Origin of the sequence: Brevibacterium sp. (assembly GCF_022712115.1) — a bacterium.
GTDB lineage: Bacteria > Actinomycetota > Actinomycetes > Actinomycetales > Brevibacteriaceae > Brevibacterium > Brevibacterium salitolerans.
The window spans coordinates 1-22,163 of record NZ_JALAHB010000052.1; the positions used below are offsets into that span (position 1 = coordinate 1).

The following is a 22,163-nucleotide window of genomic DNA, read 5'->3' on the forward strand; positions in this document are numbered from 1 at the left end:
GGCGAACACGCTGTGCTCCATGGTGCTGGGCTTCCTCGTGGGCTCGCTCGTCCTGGGGGTCCTCACACTCCTCCCCCTGCCCACGAAGCACTGACCCGACTCGAGACTGCCGTCACCGCCTCCGGTCGCGCGATCGCTTCCCTGGCCAGCCCCGCAGCGCCGGCCGGGGAAGCGATCACTCCACATCCGTGACACACGCCACAGACAAACATATGCATATGTGTTTATATTAGAGGTGCGCAGACAGATCGGAGACGCACCATGAGTCACCCGCACGACCACGCCCCCGGCACCCCGCACTCCCACGGCGCGGGCGCCAGCAGGAGGCGCCTCGCGATCGCCTTCGCGATCACCGCGGCCATCATGCTCGCTCAGCTCGTGGGCTCCGTGATCACCGGTTCCCTCGCACTGCTGGTCGACACCGCGCACATGCTCACGGATGCCGGCGGCCTGCTCCTCGCACTCATCGCCGCCTCCCTCATGCTGCGCCCCACCACCGCCAGGCACACCTGGGGCATGAAGAGGGCCGAGGTCCTGGCCGCCTCCGCGCAGTCCCTCCTGCTCATGGCAGTGGGCGTGTACGCGCTCGTCGAGGGGATCTCCCGCCTCCTCGCCCCGCCCGAGGTCCCGGCCCAGGGCCTGCTGGTGTTCGGCCTGATCGGGCTGGCGGGCAACATCGCCTCGCTCTGCGTGCTCGCCGGCGGTCGGAACGCGAACCTCAACCTCAGAGCGGCCTTCCTCGAAGTCCTCAACGACGCCCTGGGCTCCGTCGCGGTCATCGTGAGCGCCGTCGTCATCGCCACGACCGGCTGGACGCCGGTGGACACCCTCGCCGGCCTCCTCATCGCCGGGCTGATCGTGCCCCGCGCGGTGGTCATCCTGCTCAGCTCCGTGCGCATCCTCATGGAGGCGGTGCCGCGCGGGATCGACCTCGAGGACCTCCGCTCACACCTGCTGGAGAACGCCCACGTCGACGAGGTCCACGATCTGCACGTGTCGACCATCGGCACCGGCCTGCCCGTGCTCACCGCGCACGTGGAGGTGCACCCCGCCTGCCTCACCTCCGGGCACACGAGGGTCGTCCTCGACGAGCTGCGCGCGTGCGTGAGAGAGCACTTCGCCGAGCGGATCGAGCACTGCACCTTCCAGCTCGAACCCTCCGACTGCTCTACCGAGGAGCCCCTGCCGCACTCGTGAGCCTCGGCAGCGGCGCACTCCCTCCACGCGCAGCCTGCGCGCCCGCATGCCCGCAGGTCCGCGTCTCCGCGTCTCCGCACCACGCGCAGAACGGGTCTCCGCACCCCTCACAGAAACAGCCTTCCCTGCCGGAATAGGGTGACGGCGGCCCGGTGTTGTCCCACCAGCACATCGCACCCCATCCGCGAAGGAGTCGACATGAGCATCACCGACAGGAAGATCGCGTTCCTCCTCACCCGAGGGGTGGAGCAGGTCGAACTCACCAGTCCCCGCGCCGCACTCGACGAGGCAGGCGCCACCACCACGCTGGTCTCACCCGCAGAGGGGTCGTTGCAGGCCATACAGGGCGACTGGGAGCACGCGGACACCTTCACGGTCGACGCGCCGGTGGCCGGCGCCTCGGCAGCGGACTACGACGCGCTCGTCCTGCCCGGCGGCACGCTCAACGCGGACGCCCTCCGCACGGATCCGGACGCGGTCCGGCTGGTGAGGGAGTTCTTCGACCAGGACAAGACCGTCGCCGCCATCTGCCACGCGCCGTGGATCCTCGCCGAGGCCGGGCTCGCCTCAGGACGCCGGCTCACCTCGGTGGGCAGCATCAAGGTGGACATGCTCAACGCCGGAGCCCGCTGGGAGGACAGCGAGGTCGTGGTGGACGGCAACCTCATCACCTCCCGCAACCCCGGCGACCTCGAGGCCTTCAACCGTGAGATCCTCCGCGCCCTGAGCTGAACGGCTGACCTGAGGAGCCCGCCTCCGGACCCGGCGCAGATGGCGGGCCCTCATCCCCGCCGCCCGTTGCGAGCACCACTGCCGCCGCCCGCTGCAGATGCCCGCTGCAGGCGCGTGTCCGCCGCCCGCTCAGTCCAGCCGTTCGAGGTCGTCCAGGCGCATCGTCACGGCCGAGTACGAACCTTCGAAGCTCACGTCCACGAGACTGCCGAACTCACCGTGGGTCTCGACATCGCCGGTTCCGCCGTAGATCCGCACGGAGCTGATGCCCAGGCCCGCGCCCGGCTCGTACTCCCGAGCCTGTGCCACCACGTCTTCCAGACTGAAGTGCTCCAGGCTCTCCAGGTCGAGATGGGCTCCGGAGCTTCGGCGATGGCCCGCAGCCTCTGACACACGGGGTGCGCTGTCGGCCTCGAACCACAGCTCCCGGACGCTTCCGCCCGCCTCACGCCCCGTGACGATGGAGCTTTCGGCATCGAGCCGGATCTCCTCGGCAGGGTCCACTTCCGTGTCCCGCAGCGCCCGGAGAAGGCTGGGCACGGTGTCCTCGGTCATCGGTTCGACCCCGTCGAGAGCGAGGTCGATGCCCGCTTCCTGCGCTGCGGCATAGACGGGCCCCAGTAGCCTTCGCCGTCCGCCGCCTCTCCGACCTGCGCCTCCCGCAGCGCACGCTCCTCCGCGGTCCGCTCCTCTGCCGCGGCGACGGCTGTGGACGCCCGCCACTCCGCCACCGCCTTCAGACCTGCGAAGGTCGCGGACATCGTCACCAGAGCCGCGACCCACGGGGCGAGACCCAGGAGCAGACGGTGGAGCAGACCTCGGCTCATGGTGCAAACACTTCCGGGAGTGTCTGCCCGTCCGCGGTCCAGGAGACCCATCCGCCGCCCCTGCCGGATTCCGGTCCGTGCATGGCCACCATGACACGGGGAGAATCCGGGTCAGTTCCCAGGACCGCATCACTGCGGAACGAGGCTGAGACCTTCACATAGGCCGCTTCCGGCACCTGCCCGGTCTCCTCCGCGAAGACCACCGGCGCCACCTCGAGCATGCGGGCGATGAGGTCCGCGTCCAGCGCGATGACGTCGAACTGCAGACGCTCCCCGTCCTCGGGCCGGTACGTCCCTCCGGGCCAGGTCGCGCTGCTGCCGTCTGGGCGGATGGAGACGTTGTCGAAGCGGTTCCCGCCCACCGGGATCTCGCCGGCGACGTGCGCCGCCCTGATCACGATCTCCGAGGCCGCCTCCCCCTGCTCCTCGAACGCCGCCAGCCCGGTGCGGATCGTCTCCGCGTCCAGCTCCGCGTCCGGGTAGTTCGCGGCGAGTGTGCCCAGGAGCCCGGCCTCGTCCAGCTCGGCACGTTCCACGGCCCGCGTCGCGTAGTCCTCGGCGAGGTATCCGTTCGCCGCGGCGAGAAACACGCCCGGCACTGCGCCCGCCACCGCCGCGATGCCGCAGGCGACCTTCCAGCGCGGCGGCCCCGATGCCTGCGCGCTCCGCTCCGCACCCGCCGCCGGCCGCACCGGCACCGGGACCTCGCCGCACGGCAGATCCGCGATCAGCCGCTCGAGGTCCTGCAGCGTCGCCGCCTCCGCCGCCAGACTCAGCCGCCTGTCGAACTCAGCACGGTCCAGACGGCCGACCGCGAAGCCCTCGGCGAGCACCGTCCGGTACTCCTCGCGCTGGACGGTCGAAGGGCGGTCGGCGGCACGTGGGGAGAGCACCGGCACATTCTGCCCCAGGCGGGCCGCACCCGCTCCACGGAACCACTCACTCCACCCGTTCGAGGTCGCTCAGGCGCATCGTCACGCCGAAGGGCTCATCGGACTCCTCGAAGTCCACGTCCACGAGAGTGCCGTCCTCGCCGCTGTCGGCAGGGCCGCCGGTGCCCCTGTAGACCATGACGGAGCGGACGGCCTCACCCGCACTCGGATCGTATTCGCGCGCACGGCTGACGACCTCGTCGAGGTCGAAGTCCACTGCGTCGAGGTCCAGGAAGACCCCCCGCCACTCCGAGCCCTCGCTGAGGGTGGGCAGACGGTCGGGCTGCACGGACAGGGAGAAGTACTCGCCCTCCCCGTCACGACCGTCGACGTAGGTGAACCCGTCGTTGAGGGTGACCCTGTCGATGTCGACGAGACCCGCCTCCTGTGCCGCCTCGATCGCGGCGGGCACACTGCCGTCCTCCATCGCGGGAACGGTGTCCAGATGGAGATCGAGCTCGAGCGGATCGGCCTCTGCCCCGCCGGCGTCCTCGCCGGTGCCGTCACCGCCGCCCTGGGTGCCGGCCTCGGCCACGGCCTCGGGCACGTCGTCCCCACCGGCGACCGCCCTCACGAGGCCGAACGCGGCACCGCCGGACAGCAGCACGACCGCGAGCGCACCCGCGAGCGCCGCCGCCCCGCCGCCGCGCCGGCGCTCCCGCGGATCAGCCGAGTCGAACGGCACATCCGCCACGAGCGCCTCGAGCTCCGCGAAGCTCACGGCCTGCTCCGCAGCGGCCAGCCGCTCCTCGTAGAGGGCGTCCGTGAGCCGGCCCTCCGCCATGGCGGCCGCCAGCGCATCCGTGTAGCGCGCCTTCTCGCTGCGGGAGGGCCGGAGACCGCTCCGCGCGCCGCCCGCCCTCACTCGCCCACCTTCACGAGCGCGCCGCCGTCCGCGGACCAGACCACCGAACCGCCGCCCTCGCCGTAGTCGTTGGCGGCCATGCGCACCTCGATGAGGGGACGCGACATGTCCACTCCCACGTACCGGGAGCCGGACGAATCGACCCGCGCCCAGACGGACTCCGGCGCCACGCCCGCCATGCCCGTCGTCTCCTCGTACACCTCCGGCGCGGACTCGACCATGCGTGCGACCAGTTCCGGGTCGAGCTGATGGACGTCGAACACGAGCGCGTCGCGCGTGCCCGGTTCGTAGGTGCCGCCGGGGCTGGACTCCGGCTCGCGCCCGTCGTAGAGGAGGAGGTCGTCGTACCGGTTGCCGCCGACAGCCACCTGGGCGGAGGCGTATCCCGGATACAGGGAGACGTCGGAGACCTCCGTGCTCTCCTCGCTCAGCGCCTCGAGGCCGCGGAGCACGGCCGCCCTGTCGAGGACGGGGTCCTCTTCCGACTCACCGGCGGACTCGGGGATCTCACCGGCGTCGTCGCCGGACGATGAGGGGAGGAGCGTCCCGCCGTTGCCGGCGAGCACACCGCCCACGATCCCCACGGCCGCAGCTGCGGTGAACACACGCCCCCAGCGCACTCTCCGAGGTCCGCGGCCGGCCTCGCCCGGAGCGACCCGCGCACCCTGCGGCACGGGCAGACCGCCGCGAGGCAGGCCGGAGATCTGCGCCTCCAGCCCCTTGAGCGTCTCGCACCTGCCCATGCGGGTGAGCCGGGCCTCGAACTCCTCATCGTCGAGCCGCCCCTCGGCGTATCCGCGGGAGAGCACGTCGCGGTAGGCGTCGCGCTGCGTGAAGGAGGGTCTGTCGGTGACACGGGGCTGGGCCATACCAGTATTCTGCACCGCTCGGAGAATGCACCGCACCGAGGCCGGCCCGGGGCATCCGCCGGAGCCGCGCATACAGCGCCCATTGCATTACTGTGTCTCACACAGTATCGTGTGAGATATGAGCACCTCCGAGCCCGAGGCCCTCGCCACGCACCTGCAGGAGATCCGCAGGGGCACCGTCGTCCTCGCGAGCCTCGTCGCATGCAGGCGCCCGCAGTACGGCTACTCACTGCTGAGCAGCCTGGAGGAGTCCGGCCTCCACGTGGAGGCCAACACCCTCTACCCGCTTCTCCGCCGCCTGGAGAAGCAGGGCCTGCTCGCGGCCGAATGGAACACGGAGGAAGCCCGGCCGCGGAAGTACTACACCCTCACGGAGGACGGCGCACAGGTCGCGCAGACCCTCCGCGACGACTGGCTCGCCCTCACCGCGAGCCTCACCGCCCTCTGGAAGGACGCGCAGTCATGAGTACGCTCACCACCGCTTACACGGATGCCGTCGCGGCACGGGTGCCGGAGGCCGGCAGGGAGGAGATCGCCCGCGAGGTCGCGGCGATGATCGAGGAGATGGTCGAGGCCCGCCTGGAGCAGGCGGGGCCGGACCACGACGAGCCGGAGCATGCGGCCGTCGAGCGCGAGGTCCTCGAGGAGCTGGGAGATCCCGCGCGGCTCGCACGCGAGTACGCACGGACGCCGCAGCATCTCATCGGCCCGGACTGGTACCCCGTGTTCCTCTGGTGCGTCCGCTGGATCCTGCCGCTCGCTGGCGTGTGCGCACTGGTGGCGAACGGCGTCGTCTACGCGGCGACGGAACCAGAGCCGCACCTCGGCGGGCTCATCGGCGCGACCCTGGGAGAGGCCATCGGGGCAGTGCTGACCGCGTTCGCCGCCGTCACCCTCCTGCTGGCGGTCGTCGAGCGGACCACCGCGCCCGAGGCCGCCCCGGGCAACCGCAGGAAGTGGACCGTCGAGATGCTGCAGGGCAGGGCGCCGTCGGGTTCCACCGTGCGCGCGGATGCGACCGTGAGCCTGGTCCTCCTGGCGCTCCTCGCCGCACTGCCGTTCGTCCCCACGACGTTCCTCTACGTGGGGCACCTCAACAACGGCGAGACCTTCGTCAATCCAGAACTGGGGGCGGGGTGGCTGGCCGGCTACTGGGCGCTGCTGGCACTGCTCGCGGTCACGGAGGCATGGAAGGCCGTGCAGGCTCGGCTCACACCGGCGAATGCGTTCACCGGCATCGCGGTCGATGCGGTGCTCACGGCATTCCTCACGGTCGCGCTGCTCACCCAGCCGGTCCTGCACCCTGCCCTGGACGGCGACGGCCTCTTCGACACGCAGCTGCTCACGCTCGCAGGCGTGTGGGTCATCTTCGCCTGGGACCTCATCGCGACCCTCCGGGCGCTGCGCTCCCAGCGCCGCTGCTGACGACGACACGGCGACGACCGCGAACGCGTCCGGACACCCGCGTATGCATGGGTGTCCGGACGAGTTCCCGGGCCCTCGGGTTTCCTGTGCCCCGGAATGCGCGCAGCCGCCCATGCCTATGTGGGCGGCTGCGTCCGGTCACAGGCGCGGGCCTCAGCTCAGCTGCGGCCCGCGCGCTCGCGCCGGCGCGGTCTCCCTCACCGAGAGGACGACGATGCCCGTGACCACCGCGGCCGCCGCGAGGTAGATGCCGGGGGACGCCGCGAAGCCCGTCTCCGCGACGAGCAGCGTCACGACGAAGGGCGCGGTCCCTCCGAAGAGCGAGACGGAGACGTTGTATCCCAGGGAGAACCCGCCGTAGCGCACGTCCGTCGAGAAGAGCTCGTTCGCCGCGGCGAGGACCGGACCCAGGAAGAAGCTCAGCAGGATGCCGAGCAGCACGTGGCAGGCGACGGCGAGGACGGCGCTGCCCGTCTGCATCCCGAGGAACAGCGGCACGCCCAGCAGGAGCGAGGTCACGCAGGAGAAGAGCAGCACCGGCCGGCGTCCCACCCGGTCGGAGAGCAGTCCGGTCACGGGAATGAGCGCGCACAGCACGGCCATCATGACGACGGCGGAGACGGAGCCGAGGAGCGCGCTGAACCCCAGCGTCACCGAAAGGTGGGTGGGCACGTAGGTGAGGATCACGTAGATCGCGACGTTCTGGAAGAGCGCGAACCCGGCGACGATGAGCACGGCCCTCCAGTGCCGGACCAGGGTCTCCTTGAGCGGGTTCTTCCGCACGCGCCCCTGCGCCCGCAGCGCCGTGAACTCCGGGGTCTCCTCCAGCCGCGAGCGGATGTAGAGGCCCACCGCACCCAGCGGGCCTGCGACGAGGAACGGGATCCGCCAGCCCCACTCGTGCATCTGCGACTCACTCAGCACCGCATTCATCACGAGCACCGTCGAGGCGCCCAGCAGGAAGCCGAGGATGCACCCCATCTCCACGAAGCTCACGAGGTAGCCCCGCCTCTCCCTGGGCGCGTACTCCGCGACGAAGGCCGAGGCACCGCCCATCTCCCCTCCCGCGGAGAAGCCCTGCACCAGCCGCAGGATCACCAGCAGCACGGGCGCGAGGATCCCGATCGTGGCATAGCCGGGCAGCAGACCGATGAGGAAGGTGGCGCCCGAGGCGGTGAGGATGACCGCGGCGAGCACCTTCCGCCGGCCGATCCTGTCTCCGATCGCACCGAAGACGATCCCGCCGAGCGGCCGCACGATGAAGGCGGAGCCGAAGACGGCGAACGAGCTCAGCAGTGCGGCGGTGGGACTCGAGGACTCGAAGAAGACCTCGCCGATCACGACCGCGAGGTAGCCGTAGAGCGCCACGTCGAACCATTCGACGACGCTGCCGACGGAGGCGCCGACGGTCGCACGGCGCACGAGCGCGGGAGACGGAGGCGGAGCTGAGGCATCGGAGGTCGCGGGCGTGTCGGGGGCCATGGATTCGCTCCTCGGCTGCGGCGGGGACACGGAATGATGTGCTCCGCGTCACGCTACGCAGATCGTCGGACGAAATCAAGGGTCCTCAGTGCGGGGAGACCGGAACCCGTTCCAGGAGAGCGGCACGAGACTGCGCGAGATAGGTGCGCAGATACTCGGAGGCCGCACTCACCGCCCCGTCCGCGAGCAGGTCCACGAGCACCCGGTGCCGCTCCAGGAACGGGAGGTGGAAGTCCAGCGGCTCATCCATGTGCGCGTAGGCGAGGCGGAACTCCGCGAGGATCTGCGCGATCATCGCGTCCAGCCGCGGGGATCCCGCCAGTGCGACGAGTGCATGGTGGAACTCGATGCTCGCCGCGGCCACCCCCTGCCAGTCCTGCCGCGCGGCCGCCCTGCGCCCGGCCTCGATGCCCGCCTCAAGGTCCGCCAGCCAGGCGATGCCACTCGTGGCGCCGCCTCCCCCGTGACCGGCCGCCGCGAGCGCACCGCACTCCACGACCTCGCGCACCGCGAAGAGATCGGCGACGTCGTCACGGCCGAGCACGCGGACGAAGAAGCCGCGGCTGAGCTCGTGGACCACCAGCCTCTCGCGCACCAGCAGCTGCAGGCCCTCCCTCAGCGTGCTGCGGGAGACGCCCAGGTCAGCGCGCACCCCCTCCTCCGGCAGCTTGACCCCGGGCTGCACCGCCCCGCTGACGATCCTGCTTCGGATCTCACCCGCCACCCGATTGGCCGCACTGTGGACCCGCTCCTCGACTGCACTCACACCACCAACCTAGACGACCCGCCACACCGCAGTCCGCCGGCTCCCTCCGACGGCGGAGGCCGTCCCGACGGCGCACGCCGCCCTTCCCCACAGACTCCTTGCAGATCGTCCGACGATCAGACACCATGAACGTGAAACAGTTCACAGACACGCAGGACCGCACATCCGGAGGGCGCATGCAGAACAGGGAAACCACGGACGTCTCCCCGCTCCGGGTGGGCGTGGACATCGGCGGCACCTTCACGGACATCTCCGTCCTGGACGCAAGCGGGATCGTGGCGATCGGCAAGGTGCTCACCACCCACGGGAACCCCGCGGACGGCGTGGTGAGCTCCCTCGCGCAGGTCCTCGCCGCCCATTCCCTCGACCCCGCCCGGGTGGAGTGGCTGGTCCACGGCACCACCCTCGTGACGAACGCGCTCATCGAGAGGCGCGGCGCCCGCACCGCGCTCCTCACCACGGAGGGATTCCGCGACGTGGTGGAGATGGGCCGCGAGCACCGCTACGACCTCTACGACCTGGACATCGAGATGCCGGTGCCCCTGGTGCCGCGCAACCTGCGGATCGGGGTGCCGGAACGCACCCTGGCCTCGGGCGCGGTCGCCGTGCCCTTGGATGAGGACTTCCTGGTGCGAGCCGTGCAGGAGCTCGCGGCGGCCGGCGTCGAGGCCGTCGCGATCTGCTTCCTCCACTCCCACGTCAACCCGGAGCACGAACAGCGCGCACGCCGTCTCGTCGAGGAGACCGCGCCCGGCATGCGAGTGGCGCTCTCCAGCGACATCAACCCGGAGGTGCGCGAGTACGAGCGCTTCTCCACCACGCTGGCCAACGTCTACGTGCAGGGCGTCGTCGAGGACTATCTGGCGGAGCTCGCCGCCGGCCTCACCCGGATCGGAGTGCAGGACGCCCCGATGATCATGCTCTCGAACGGCGGCGTCACGGCGATCGAGGTGGCCCAGCGCTTCCCCATCCGCATGCTGGAATCCGGGCCGGCCGGCGGGGCGCTGGGTGCCATCGCGTTCGGCAGGGAAGCCGGCGACGCGGATCTCCTCGCGTTCGACATGGGCGGCACCACCGCCAAGCTCTGCATGATCGAGGACGGCCGCCCGCTGCTCGCCCACACCTTCGAGGTGGGCCGCTCGCACAAGCTCAAGCCCGGCTCCGGCCTCCCCGTGCGGGCTCCCGTCATCGACATGATCGAGATCGGGGCGGGCGGCGGGTCCATCGCCCGGGTGAACTCGCTGGGGCTCATCACGGTGGGCCCGGACTCCGCGGGCTCGGAGCCCGGGCCGGTCTGCTACGGGCAGGGCGGCACGCAGGTGACCGTCACGGACGCGGACCTCGTCCTGGGGCTGCTGGACCCCGCGAGCTTCCTGGGCGGGCGGATGCCGCTGGACAGGGAGGCGGCGGTGAGCGCGGTGCGCACGCAGATCGCGGAGCCGCTGGGCGTCTCCGTCGACGAGGCCGCCTGGGGCATCCACGCCACCGTCAACGCGAACATGGCCGACGCCGCCCGCGTCCACGCCATCGAGCGGGGGCGAGAGGTGGACCGGCTGCCGGTGTTCGTCTCCGGCGGCAACGGCCCCCTCCACGGCCCGGGCGTGGCCCAGGCGCTGGGCTCCCCGTCGTTCCTCGCGCCGCCGGCCGCCGGAGTGCTCAGCACGCTGGGCTTCCTCTCCGCGCCGCCGTCCATCGACGTGGTCCGCTCCCGCTTCGCCGTGGTCCGGCCGGGCATCGAGACCACCGCCGAGGCCGCCTTCCGCGAGCTGGAGGACGAGGCCCGTGCACTGCTGCTCGCCTCCGGGGTGCCGGGAGCGCAGGTGCACTGCGAGCGCTCCGCGGACATGCGCTTCGCCGGTCAGGGCGCGGAGGTGGAGGTGCCGCTGGCGGAGGGCGCGGACCCCACCGCCGAGGTGCTCGAGGAGGCCTTCCGCAGGGTGTACACCCAGCGGTTCGGCGAGGTGGCGCCGCACGGCGTGGGGATCGAGGTGCTCAACTGGCGGGTGCGCGCCTCTGGTCCGGAGCCGGACCAGCCCCTGCGCTTCGAGGGCGCGAACGGCGATGAGGCAGGACAGGCCGCGGCCAGTGCCCCCGTTCCGGCGGGAGCGGCGGAACCAGCGACGACCGAGGCCGGCACCCCCACCGGTGCGGGCCCGGATGCGTCCGGCCCGCTCATCGGCCACCGTTCGGTCTGCCTCGGGCCCGAGGCCGGCCGCCGGGAGGTGCCCGTCTACGCCCGCCTCCGCCTGCCGGAGGGCTTCGAGACGCAGGGACCCGCGCTCATCGAGGAGACCGAGTCGACCCTGTTCGTCCCACCCGGCGCACACTGCCGGATGGGCGCGGACCAGACGGTCCGCGTGACGTTCGCGGCCGCAGCCGGCACAGCCGGGACGGGCACGGCCGGAACGGACACAGCAGCGACGGCCGCAGCCGGCACGTCCACAGCAGAGGAGGAAGCATGAACCGCGCAGCCGATCCGGTGGTCGTGGGACTGGTGGCCAACCGCCTGCACTCGATCCTCGACGAGCAGCAGTCCGCGCTCATCAGCACCGCGTTCAGCCCGGTGGTGCGTGAGTCCTACGACCTCGCGTGCGCGGTGTTCGACTCGCGGGGACGGATGATCGGGCAGTCGCGCTCCGGCACCCCGGGCCACATCAATGCGATGGCGACCGGCATGGAGCACATCGCCGCGCGGTTCCCCCACAGCGAGCTGGCCGACGGCGACGTGCTCATCACCAACGACCCGTGGATGACGGCGGGCCAGATCAACGACATCACGATCGCCACCCCGTTCTTCCGCGAGGGGCGTCTGGTGGCGTGGTTCGCCAGCTGCTGCCATTCGCCGGACATCGGCGGCCGGATCCTCTCCGCGGAGGCGCGCGAGGTGTACGAGGAGGGCCTGCGGATCCCCCTCATGAAGCTGCGGACCGCGGCGGGTCCGGACACCACGCTGGAGCAGCTCATCCGCACCAATGTGCGCACGCCGGACGAGACGATGGGCGACATCTACGCGCAGGTCGCCTCCAACCAGGTGGGGGCGCGGAGCCTGTTCGCGCTCATGGACGAGCACGGGCTGGAGGAGATCGACTCCGTGGCCGCGGAGATCATGGACCGCTCGGAGCGGGCGCTGCGGGAGCGGATCGCGCAGCTGGCCGACGGCCGGTACTCCGCGGCGATGGAGGTGGACGGGTTCGGCGGCGAGTCGCTGCTGCTGGCGGTGACGGTGACCGTCGACGGCGAGCAGATCGGGATCGACTACGCCGGCTCCTCGCCCCAGTCCCGGTACGGCGTGAATGTGGTGCTCAACTACACCCGCGCCTACACCTCCTTCGCGATCAAGGCAGCCCTCGCGCCCGAGGTGCCTCACAACGAGGGCTCCTTCCGCCCCGTGACCACGACGGCGCCGGAGGGCAGCGTACTGGGCTGTGTGGATCCCGCGCCGGTGGCGTCGCGGCACCTCGTGGGGCATTTCCTGCCCAGCCTCGTCTTCCAGGCGCTGCGCCCGGCGGTGCCGGAGGGTCTGCCCGCGGCGAGCGCGGACGCGCTGTGGATGACGGTGTGGCGCGGTCTCGTGGGCGAGGGCGGAGTCGGCACCGAGGCCGCTGTCGCCGAGGCGAGCGCAGGCAGCAAGGCGGCACACTTCACACTCACGTCGTTCGGCGCCGGCGGCAGCGGCGGCAGGCCGCGGAAGGACGGGCTCACCACCACCGGGTTCCCCACCGGTGTGCGCGCGGCTCCCACGGAGGTGCTGGAGACGCTCACTCCCCTCGTGCAGATGCAGCGGGAGCTGCGGCCGGACTCCGCAGGTCCGGGTGCGCACCGCGGCGGCCTCGGCCAGCAGATCCGGGTGCGGCGGAGCGGCAAGGGATCCTGGTCCGTGAATGCGAACGTGGACCGCGTGGACTTCCCCGCCCCCGGCGCGCTGGGCGGAGCAGCGGGCGCGGCCGGCTCATTCACCGATGCGCTCACGGGCGAACCGCTGCCGCGCAAGGCGCAGGTGTTCCTCGAGGACGATTCGCTAGTCGCCCTGCAGTTCCCCGGCGGCGGGGGCTACGGCGATCCGCACCGCCGACCGGTGGAGGAGGTGCTGCGCGACGTGGTGGGCGGATACGTCTCCGTGCGCAGCGCCCGGGAGCACTACGGCGTGGCCGTCGAGTACCGGGGGCCGGCGGACGCGATCGTGCGGACCGAGGACATGTACGCCGTGGACGAGGAGGAGACCGCCCGGCTGCGCGGCCGGTAGGCGGAATGCGCCGGCCGGCCCGGACGACTCCACGCCGAGCGATGACCGCACCCGGCCGAGCTGCGGACCCGTGCAGCGGGCCCGTGTCCGTGCCGGCAGACATAATGGCGGCATGGCAGGAGCAGACGGTCACGCACCACGCGCCACCGAGCCGCAGACACCTGACGGGCAGGCCGCGCTCGCGGGGTTCTCCCCTGCCACGCGGGACTGGTTCATCCGCCGCTTCTCCCAGCCCACGCCCGTGCAGAGCGGCACCTGGCAGACCGTCGCCTCCGGGGCGCACGCCCTCGTCGTGGCGCCCACGGGCTCCGGCAAGACGCTCGCGGCGTTCCTCCACGGCATCGATCACCTGACGCAGGAGAAGACAGCCGCCGCCGAGGCCGTCCCGGACAGCGCCGGCACACCCGCCACCCGCGTCCTCTACGTCTCCCCGGTCAAGGCCCTCGCCGCGGACATCCGCAGGAACCTCGACGCGCCCCTCGCCGGTGTCGATGCCGAACGCGAGGCCCGCGGCGAACCGCGCTCCGGCATCTCCGTGGGGATGCGCACCGGCGACACGCCTGCCGCCGAGCGTGCGAGGCTGGTCCGCCGTCCACCGGACATCCTCGTCACCACCCCGGAGTCGCTCTTCCTCATGCTCACCTCCCGAGCTGCGGAGACGCTGCGCGGCGTGCGCACCGTGATCGTCGACGAGGTGCACTCCGTCGCGGGCACCAAGCGGGGCTCCCACCTGGCACTCTCCCTCGCACGTCTCGACGCGCTGCTGCCCGCCCCGGCGCAGCGGATCGGCCTCTCCGCCACGGTGAGCCCGGTGGACGCGGTGGCGTCGTTCCTGGGCGGCGAGGCACCCGTGACGGTGGTGCGTCCCCCGGCGCAGCGGGTGCCGGACGTGCGCATCGCGGTTCCCGTCGAGGATCTGGGCGACATCGCCGGCGGTGCCACTGACCGGAGCCCGGACGGCACACCCGTCCTCAGCGCCTCCGCCCGTGAACGCACCGGATCGATCTGGCCGCACATCGAGGCGAGCATCCTCGACGACGTGCTCGCGCACCGCTCCACGCTCGTCTTCGTCAATTCCCGCGGACTGGCGGAGAAGCTCACCGCCCGGCTCAACGAGCTGCACGCGGAGCGGCACGGCGCGCAACCGGCGCCGGTGCTGCACTCCGCCAACGGCTCCACCGTCGGCCGCACCTCTCCTCCCGCACGAGACCCCGAGCTCCCGCTGCCGGACGCCGTGCCCGCACCTCGACAGCCCCACCCGTCAGCTGATCCACCTGAAGCTGCTGCGGGCTCCGAGCCCGGGGCCCCTCCGGAGATCATCGCCCGCGCACACCACGGCTCCGTCTCCAAGGAGCAGCGTCTCCTCGTCGAGAACGAGCTGAAGTCCGGCGAGCTGTGCTGCGTCGTGGCGACCTCCAGCCTGGAGCTCGGCATCGACATGGGCGAGGTGGACCTCGTCGTCCAGGTCGCCGCTCCCCCGGACGCCGCCAGCGGCCTGCAGCGGGTGGGCCGTGCCAACCACCAGGTGGGAGGCACCGCCCGCGGCATCGTGTATCCGCGCACACGGCGGGATCTGCTCGAGGCCGCCGTCATCGTCGAACGCATGGAGCACGGTGAGCTCGAACCGCTCTCGCCCCCGGCCAACCCGCTCGACGTGCTCGCCCAGCACACGGTCTCCGCCCTCGTGCGGGAGGAGCTGACGGCGGACGAGTGGTACACCGTCGTCCGCCGCAGCCACCCTTTCCGCAACCTCACCCGTGCGGCCTTCGAATCGGTGCTCGGCATGCTCGCCGGGCGCTGGTCGTCGGAGGAGTTCGCGGGCCTGCGTCCGCAGATCGTCTGGGACCGGGAGACCGGCGCCCTCACCGCGCGCCCCGGTGCACAGCGGCTCGCCACCACCAACGCGGGCACCATCCCGGACCGCGGTGCGTACTCCGTCATGCTGCCGGAGGGGGAGGAAGCCACCGGCGCCAGGCGTGTGGGTGAGCTCGACGAGGAGATGGTCCACGAATCGCGCGTGGGCGACATCATCACTCTCGGTGCGGGCTCCTGGAGGGTGCAGGAGATCTCCACGGACCGAGTCACCGTGGTGCCCGCACCGGGCCGCTCCGCCCGCCTGCCCTTCTGGCACGGCGAGGGGCCCGGGCGGCCTGCGGAGCTGGGCGAGGCCATCGGGGAGTTCGTCCGCGAGTTCGAGAGGCAGGAGTCCGGGGAGCAGGAGTCCGAGGTGCCCGAGGCCTCGGGCACGGACCGCGTGCAGGCCAACCTCCGTGCGTTCTTCGCGGAACAGCGGCAGGCCACCGGGCACGTCCCCACGGACACGGACCTCCTGCTGGAGATCTGCCCGGAGGAGACCGGCGATCTCCGCCTCGTCCTCCACTCCCCCTACGGCAGGCGCGTGCACGCACCGTGGGCGCTGGCGATCGGCGAGCGCCTGCGGGAGCTGGGCGGCGACGCCTCCGTCATGGCCGCGGACGACGGCATCGTCGCACGCCTGCCGGCGGACGGAGGCTGGGCGCGGGTCACCGGGACGGAGCACATTCCGCACCCGAGGTCCGGGACGAGGGCCGAGCCCGATGACCTGCCGGTGACTCCGGAGACGCTCACCTTCGAACCGGAGGCGCTCGTGCACCGGGTCGAGCAGCTGGTGGGCGGCTCCGCCCTGTTCGCCGCGCGGTTCCGCGAATGCGCCGCCCGCGCCCTCCTCCTGCCCCGCCGGGACCCCGGCCGGCGCACGCCGCTGTGGCAGCAGCGTCTGCGGGCCGGTCAGCTGCTGGAGGCCGTCGCGGAGTTCCCGGACTTCCCCATCCTCGTCGAGACCGCCCGCGAGTGCCTGCAGGACGTCTACGACCTGCCCCGCCTGCAGGAGCTCATGCGCCGGATCCGCAGCGGCGGTGTCCGGATCCACGCCGTCCGCACGCAGGTGCCCTCGCCGTTCGCCGGGGACCTCCTGTTCGGCTACGTGGGTGAGTTCCTCTACGAGGGCGACCGTCCGCTGGCCGAACGCCGCGCCTCCACGCTCGCTCTGGACCCGGCGCTGCTGGCGGACCTCGTGGGCCGCGGCGAAGCGGCAGAGCTGTTGGACCCGGAGATCATCGCCGAGGTGGAGGCCGAGCTGCAGCGCGTGGTCCCGGGGCGTCGTGTCCGCGGCAGCGAGGGCGTCGCAGACCTGCTCCGTTCGCTGGGGCCGCTGACGGCGGCCGAGGTCGCACGGCGGCTGGAGACCGAGCATGCCGCACCTTCCGAGTCCGGCACCGGGCCCGAGGCTGCACCCGAACACACCGTGTCCGCCGAACCGAGTGCTGCGCCCGAACCCGGTGCTGACGCTGAACCTGACACCGAACCCGGTGCTGACGCCGAGGGCCGCGACCGTGGTGCAGCAGAGGGTTCCCCTACCGCCGCAGAGGACCACCGGGCCGCAGCCCTGTCCGCGCTCCGGTCCTTGGAGTCCTCGGGCCGTGCGATCCGTCTGCGTGCGACCCGCCGTCCTGACCAGGATGACCGCGCCGCCCCCTCCACCACCGCCGCGAACGGCTCGGACGCACACGTCCTGTGGGCCGCCGTCGAGGACACCGGGCGACTGCGCGCGGTCCTGGGCGAGAGCATCGTGCCGGGGGATGTGCCTGTGGAGTTCCTCGACCCCGGTGCAGACCCTGCGGGAGAGCTCCTGCGCAGATTCGCGCGGACCCGCGGACTCTTCTCCGCCGCGGATGCCGCCGGTGCCCTGCAGACGGGAACCGCAACGGTGCAGCCCGTCCTCGGCCGCCTCCGCGAGGCAGGCACCCTCATCGCCCTGCCGGACGGCTGGGTCCACGCGGACGTCTTCGCCCGCATCCGCAGACGCGCGCTCCGCGCCGCCAGGGAAGCCACCCGCCCGGTCCCGGCTGCCGCGTACGCCCGCCTGCTCCTCGAACGACAGCACCTCCTGCGGCCGCTCCACGGCGCGGACGGACTCGTCCGGGTCGTCGAACAGCTCTCCGGCCTCGCCCTGCCGGCATCCCTGTGGGAGTCGGCGGTGCTCCCCGCCCGGGTGGCGGACTACTCGCCGCAGCTCCTCGACCAGCTCATCGGCTCCGGCGAGATCGGCTGGGCGTCCGCGAGCCCGCCCGGCTCCATCCGGAGCAGTCGGCCCTCCGCAGCCCGGCGATCCGCCCGGTCACCCGCCGCACCGACCGGCACCGGGCCGCAGGACCCCGCCGCAGTGCCGCCGGATCCCGGAACCGAGCGGGACCCTCTCGTGTCCCTGCATCTCACCGAGCTCCGGGAGGAGACGCTGCCGGCGGAGGAGGATGACGGATTCACCACGCTGGAGGAGGCGGTCGTCGCCGCACTCTCCTCCGGCGGAGCATGGACGGCGGGGGAGATCGCCGCACGCGTGGATGCGGCGGGAGCAGGGAGCACACGCACGGAGAGTGCGCCGCCGGGAGCCCTGCATGCGGATGCGGCGGGAGTCTCCTCCGCCGGCCTCCGCGCGGCGCTGTGGAGCCTGACCCGGCGCGGGCTCGTCACCTCCGACTCCTTCTCCCCCGTCCGCGCCGCGTATGAGGTTCCGGCCGCCGGGGCGGCGAGCCGCGGAGCAGCCGCGTCCGCACGCCGGAGCGGGCGCGCTGCTGCCTCTCGCCGAGGTCGCGGCAGGGGCCTGCGCGGCTCACCGCTGGGGGCGTCGTACAGCTCGTCGTATCGCTCACTTCCTCCCGCCGCGGACAGGACGTCCCCCGCCTCGGCACCGGGATCAGACCCGCACCACGGCACCCCGGGACGGCCGCAGCCGGACGGGTCCCCGCTGCCGGCGACGGATCCGCTGCTCCGCGGTCGCTGGACGCTCACTCGGACGGACCCCGTGGACCCCACGGAACGGGCGCTGGGTTTCGCGGAGTCCCTGCTGGACCGTCACGGCGTGGTGACCCGCGCCGCGGCAGAAGCGGAGAAGGTGCCCGGCGGCTTCCCCGTGCTGCAGCGGGTGTTCGCCGGACTCGAGGACGCCGGACACACCGTGCGGGGGCGTTTCGTCACGGGGATGGGCGGAGCCCAGTTCGCCGAGCACACCACGGTGGACCGGCTGCGGGAGCTCGCCGAGTCCGGAAGCCCCGGTCCGGTCGCCCTCTCGGCGGCGGATCCGGCCAACCCCTTCGGCCGCGCACTGCCGTGGCCGGCATCTGCCCCGGGTCCGCATGCGCAGAGCGCTCCGATCAGGCCCGCCCGGGCTGCCGGGGCACTCCTCGTCATCGACGACGGCCGCCTCGTCGCCTGGCTCTCCCGCGGAGGGAGGTCGATGCTCACGTTCCCGGAGGCGGGCACCGTCCTCGGCGCGGCGGCCTCCCCTGGGCCGGAGTCGTCCTCCGGCCCCGCTGAGGCGGAGAGCCCACCGGAATACGCACATCCCGAGCGGGCGGCGGCTGTCCTCGTGGACGCGGCGCACCGTGCCCGCATGGCCGGTTTCACGCTGGAGACGATCGACGGCCGCTCCGCGCTCAGCCACCCGTGGGCGTCCGCGCTCAAAGAGGCGGGTCTCTCCGTCACACCCCGCGGGCTGCGCTTCTACGGCTGAGCGGACACCGCACACGGGCCTGCCCACCCACGTATGCCCGGGTGTCCGGCGATGTGTCCGGTGCGACCGGCTCAGCCCGCACCCACCAGCAGCATCGTGCCGCCCAGCGTGATCCCGGAGAGGATGAGCGTGATGGTCGTGTAGCCGAGGATCTCCCGGACCTTCAGCCCCGCCACGGCCAGCAGCGGGATCGCCCAGAAGGGCTGGATCATGTTCGTCCACTGGTCGCCGTAGGCGATCGCCATGACGACGACCTCCTGCTGCACGCCCAGCGCGTCCGCGGGTGCCGCGAAGAGCGGTGCCATCACCTCGAACTGACCGCCGCCGGAGGGGATGAACATGTTGAGCACCCCGGCTGCGAGGAACGCGAAGAAGCCCAGGGTCGCGGGGCTGGAGATGTCGATGAAGAACTCACTCACGATCACGGTGAGTCCGCTCGCGCTCATCATCCCGATGAGCCCGGCGTAGAGCGGGTACTGGAGCAGCACCTCGCTGACGGTGCGTCCGCCCTCGGCCACGAGCGAGGCGAGCTCCCGCGCGTTGCCCACCAGCAGCAGGATGAGGCAGAGCAGGGTCCAGTTGACGATGTCCAGGTTGAGGTCGAAGCCGTTGCTGCCGAAGTGCATGACCAGGTAGATGCCGAAGAAGACGCCCAGGAGGGCCGTGAAGCCCCGGAAGTGCTCCATCCACTCGGCCGGCGTGCGCGCGCCGTCGCGCACCTCTCCCGTCTGCGCATGCGCACCGGCGGCGTCACCGCCCGTGCCGGTCCCCGCGTCCGCGGACGCACCCGCACCGCCGCCGCCTCCGCCCGGCAGGGCGAAGATGGCGTCCGGAGCCGTGACGATCTCGTTCTCCCGCTTGGGGGTCATGAGCATCATCGCCACCGTCACCACCGCGAGCGTGACGAAGGCGGCCGTGATGTTCCACCAGGAGAAGGTGGTGCGGGTGATCTCGATGAGCCCGCCGGGCAGGTCCGTGTACGCCCCGCCGTCCGTCGCGGCGTTGAGCGGGCCGGACCCGGAGTACCCCATGTGCCAGATGACGAAGCCGCTGTAGCCCGAGGCCACCAGCAGCGGGTAGTGGAGCTTCATCCCTCGCTGCCTGGCCGCACGCGCCACCTCGACCGCCATCACACCGCCCACCACCAGGCCCAGGCCGAAGCTGATGAGGGAGGCGAGCCCGGCCACGACGGTCACGAAGCCGTAGGCCGCGGCAGGCGTCTTGGGCAGCCCGGCGATGCGGACGAGCAGGCGGTGCACGGGACGCGTGTTCGCCAGGGTGTAGCCCAGCAGCAGCACGAGGCAGACCTGCGTCATGAACGCGAGGAGTCCGATCAGTCCCTCGCCCCATCCCATCACCAGTTCGCCGGGCGTCGTGTCCGTCATGGTCAGGGCGGCCACCGCGGCGATGACGGTGAGGACGATCGCGAGGATGAGGGGGCCGGGAAGCCACCTCTCCACGAGGTAGACGACCGGGCGGGCTATCACTCGAAGCACGGGAGCAGTCCTTTCATCTCCGGCATCGTCGCCGGTTCGTCTCCGGCATCGTCGCCGGAGGCCATCAGGAGGAACCTCACCTGCCCGCGCCGCCGGGCGGACCGCGTCGCCGGCGAGGGCAGACGTGTGTGACACACCCTACCCACCACCGCGGCCCCGCCGGGCCTCCGACCCATCCCTGACATTCGCGTCAATTCACCGTTGACACATGCGTCAACGCCTCACTACTGTGATCTCCACCACGGCAATGACGCCAAGGAGATCCATGAAATCACTGCTCGCACGCGGGCTCGCAGCATGCGGCTGCCTCGCGCTCACCGCCTGTTCGTCACTGGGCTCCGCCGAGGACCGCCTGAGCGAGCTGCTCATCGCCGTCCCCGGTGACGTCTCGTCCTTCGACCCCGCCACGGGCAACTCCGGGAACGACCACATATTCCTCTACCCCGTCTTCGACACCCTGCTGAGCTTCGATCCGGAGACCACCGAACCCCGCCCGGGCCTCGCCGAATCGTGGGAGTACGAGGACCAGAACACCCTCGTGCTCACCCTCCGGGAGGGCGTCACCTTCCATGACGGGGAGCCGCTGGACGCGGAGGCCGTGAAGGCCAACCTGGACCGCTCGCGCTCCGAGGGCTCCAACCTGCAGTCCGAGCTCGGCTCGATCAGCGCGGTCGAGGCCGTCGACCCGCGCACGGTGCGCGTGGAGCTGGCGGAGCCGGACCTCGCGCTCCCCCTCATCTTCGCCGACCGTGCGGGCATGATGGTCTCCCCCACCTCGCTCGAGGACCCGGACGCGCTCGCATCGGCACCGGTGGGAACGGGCCCCTGGGAGCTCAAGGAGTGGAAGCGCGGCAGCGCGGTGGAGTACGTCGCCAACGACGACTACTGGAACGAGGAGGTCTACGCCTCTCCCCGGATGACCTACCGCGTGCTCACGGATCCCAAGACCCGCGTGGACTCCCTCATCACCAACCAGGTCGACTTCTCCTACCAGGTGGGCCCCGGCGATGCCGAGGGCCTGGCCCTCAACGAGGCGATCACGGTGCAGTCGGATCCCAGCATCCGCGTGCCGCTGATCTATCTGGACCTCTCCGACGAGCTGCTCGCGGACACACGTGTGCGGGAGGCGCTCAACATCGCCGTCGACCGCGAGCAGATGGCCGAGGTGGGGTACTTCGGCTACGCCCGGCCCGCCAGCACGTACTTCCCCGAGGAGCACTGGGCCTCGGTCGAGGGCGAGGAGCAGTATCCGCACGACCCGGAGCGCGCACGCGAACTCATCCGCGAGGCCGGGGCGGAGGGCGCGGAGATCTCCATCCTCCTGCCCAACGATGCGAACACCGTCCGCCGTTCGGAGATCATCCGCTACGCCTACGAGGACATCGGCCTGCAGGTCGACATGCAGCCGCGGGAGCTGGTGCAGTCCACCACCGAGTTCTTCGACGAGAACCGTGCACCCGCACTCCTGTCCGCCTGGACCGGACGGCCGGACCCCGCGCAGACGTATGCGCAGCTCCTCGCCGAGGCCGGCTACTACAACACCGGCGGCGTCGCCACGCCGGGACTCGAGGAGGCGGTCGACAGGTCGCACGAGCAGGACAGCGACGAAGCCCGTGCGGAGGAGCTCAAGGAGGCCGGCCGCGCGGCGTTTAAGAACGCCACCTTCGTCCCGCTGGTCTTCGAGGACACCATCGTCGCCTATGCGAACCAGGTGGAGGGCTATCAGCCCAATCTGCTGGGCAAGCCCAAGTTCACCGACATCAGAGAGGTGGGGTGAGGAC

General features: G+C 71.8%; 16 protein-coding genes. 8 read left to right on the plus strand and 8 right to left on the minus strand.

Annotated elements, in window-relative coordinates:
• The first annotated feature begins 261 nt into the window (after positions 1-261).
• Positions 262-1,197 (plus strand): cation diffusion facilitator family transporter, encoded by a 936-nt coding sequence (locus Q0A33_RS03010; RefSeq protein ID WP_291792893.1) that lies wholly within the window; start codon positions 262-264, stop codon positions 1,195-1,197.
• Between the two features lie 198 nt (positions 1,198-1,395).
• Positions 1,396-1,929: a type 1 glutamine amidotransferase domain-containing protein gene (locus Q0A33_RS03015; protein WP_291792897.1), complete on the plus strand. Its 534-nt coding sequence runs from the start codon at positions 1,396-1,398 to the stop codon at positions 1,927-1,929.
• A 129-nt stretch (positions 1,930-2,058) separates the two neighbouring features.
• Here Q0A33_RS03015 and Q0A33_RS03020 read toward each other — a convergent pair whose 3' ends face one another.
• From Q0A33_RS03020 to Q0A33_RS03040, 5 genes are read right to left on the minus strand one after another with little or no spacing between them, the layout of a single operon-like run.
• Positions 2,059-2,484 carry a hypothetical protein gene (locus Q0A33_RS03020; protein WP_291792900.1) on the minus strand — a complete coding sequence of 142 codons (426 nt, stop codon included), beginning with the start codon at positions 2,482-2,484 and terminating at the stop codon, positions 2,059-2,061.
• Positions 2,481-2,756 (minus strand): hypothetical protein, encoded by a 276-nt coding sequence (locus tag Q0A33_RS03025; RefSeq protein WP_291792903.1) that lies wholly within the window; start codon positions 2,754-2,756, stop codon positions 2,481-2,483. The genes Q0A33_RS03020 and Q0A33_RS03025 overlap by 4 nt, the downstream gene beginning before the upstream one ends.
• Complete coding sequence (locus Q0A33_RS03030; protein WP_291792906.1) at positions 2,753-3,649, minus strand: DUF1707 domain-containing protein; 897 nt, start codon at positions 3,647-3,649, stop codon at positions 2,753-2,755. The genes Q0A33_RS03025 and Q0A33_RS03030 overlap by 4 nt, the downstream gene beginning before the upstream one ends.
• A gap of 46 nt (positions 3,650-3,695) precedes the next feature.
• Positions 3,696-4,553, minus strand: a complete 858-nt coding sequence (locus Q0A33_RS03035) for a DUF1707 domain-containing protein (protein ID WP_291792910.1) — start codon at positions 4,551-4,553, stop codon at positions 3,696-3,698.
• Complete coding sequence (locus Q0A33_RS03040) at positions 4,550-5,422, minus strand: DUF1707 domain-containing protein (protein WP_291792913.1); 873 nt, start codon at positions 5,420-5,422, stop codon at positions 4,550-4,552. The genes Q0A33_RS03035 and Q0A33_RS03040 overlap by 4 nt, the downstream gene beginning before the upstream one ends.
• A gap of 118 nt (positions 5,423-5,540) precedes the next feature.
• Here Q0A33_RS03040 and Q0A33_RS03045 point away from each other — a divergent pair, with 118 nt between their 5' ends.
• Together Q0A33_RS03045 and Q0A33_RS03050 are read left to right on the plus strand one after the other, a co-directional pair.
• A complete protein-coding gene (locus tag Q0A33_RS03045) occupies positions 5,541-5,888 on the plus strand; it encodes a PadR family transcriptional regulator (RefSeq protein WP_291792916.1) in 348 nt (115 codons plus the stop codon).
• Complete coding sequence (locus Q0A33_RS03050; protein ID WP_291792920.1) at positions 5,885-6,847, plus strand: hypothetical protein; 963 nt, start codon at positions 5,885-5,887, stop codon at positions 6,845-6,847. Before Q0A33_RS03045 ends, Q0A33_RS03050 begins: the two co-directional genes overlap by 4 nt.
• Positions 6,848-7,000: 153 nt before the next feature.
• On the opposite strand, the gene Q0A33_RS03055 is transcribed toward Q0A33_RS03050, so the two are convergent.
• Together Q0A33_RS03055 and Q0A33_RS03060 are read right to left on the minus strand one after the other, a co-directional pair.
• Positions 7,001-8,329, minus strand: coding sequence for an MFS transporter (locus Q0A33_RS03055; protein WP_291792922.1), 1,329 nt, complete (start codon positions 8,327-8,329; stop codon positions 7,001-7,003).
• Between the two features lie 85 nt (positions 8,330-8,414).
• On the minus strand, positions 8,415-9,095 hold the full coding sequence (locus Q0A33_RS03060; protein WP_291792923.1) for a GntR family transcriptional regulator: 681 nt from the start codon (positions 9,093-9,095) through the stop codon (positions 8,415-8,417).
• Positions 9,096-9,271: 176 nt separating this feature from the next.
• Between Q0A33_RS03060 and Q0A33_RS03065 the strand changes: the two genes are divergently transcribed.
• From Q0A33_RS03065 to Q0A33_RS03075, 3 genes are all read left to right on the plus strand, one after another.
• Positions 9,272-11,557: a hydantoinase/oxoprolinase family protein gene (locus Q0A33_RS03065; protein ID WP_291792926.1), complete on the plus strand. Its 2,286-nt coding sequence runs from the start codon at positions 9,272-9,274 to the stop codon at positions 11,555-11,557.
• Entirely contained in the window at positions 11,554-13,338 is a 1,785-nt protein-coding gene (locus Q0A33_RS03070) for a hydantoinase B/oxoprolinase family protein (RefSeq protein WP_291792930.1), read from the plus strand. Before Q0A33_RS03065 ends, Q0A33_RS03070 begins: the two co-directional genes overlap by 4 nt.
• A 112-nt stretch (positions 13,339-13,450) precedes the next feature.
• Complete coding sequence (locus Q0A33_RS03075; protein ID WP_291792932.1) at positions 13,451-18,886, plus strand: DEAD/DEAH box helicase; 5,436 nt, start codon at positions 13,451-13,453, stop codon at positions 18,884-18,886.
• A 71-nt stretch (positions 18,887-18,957) separates the two neighbouring features.
• Here Q0A33_RS03075 and Q0A33_RS03080 read toward each other — a convergent pair whose 3' ends face one another.
• A complete protein-coding gene (locus tag Q0A33_RS03080; RefSeq protein WP_291792934.1) occupies positions 18,958-20,382 on the minus strand; it encodes a TIGR00366 family protein in 1,425 nt (474 codons plus the stop codon).
• A gap of 265 nt (positions 20,383-20,647) precedes the next feature.
• On the opposite strand from Q0A33_RS03080, the gene Q0A33_RS03085 reads away from it, so the two are divergent.
• Positions 20,648-22,159, plus strand: a complete 1,512-nt coding sequence (locus Q0A33_RS03085) for an ABC transporter substrate-binding protein (protein ID WP_291792937.1) — start codon at positions 20,648-20,650, stop codon at positions 22,157-22,159.
• The last annotated feature ends 4 nt before the right edge of the window (positions 22,160-22,163 follow it).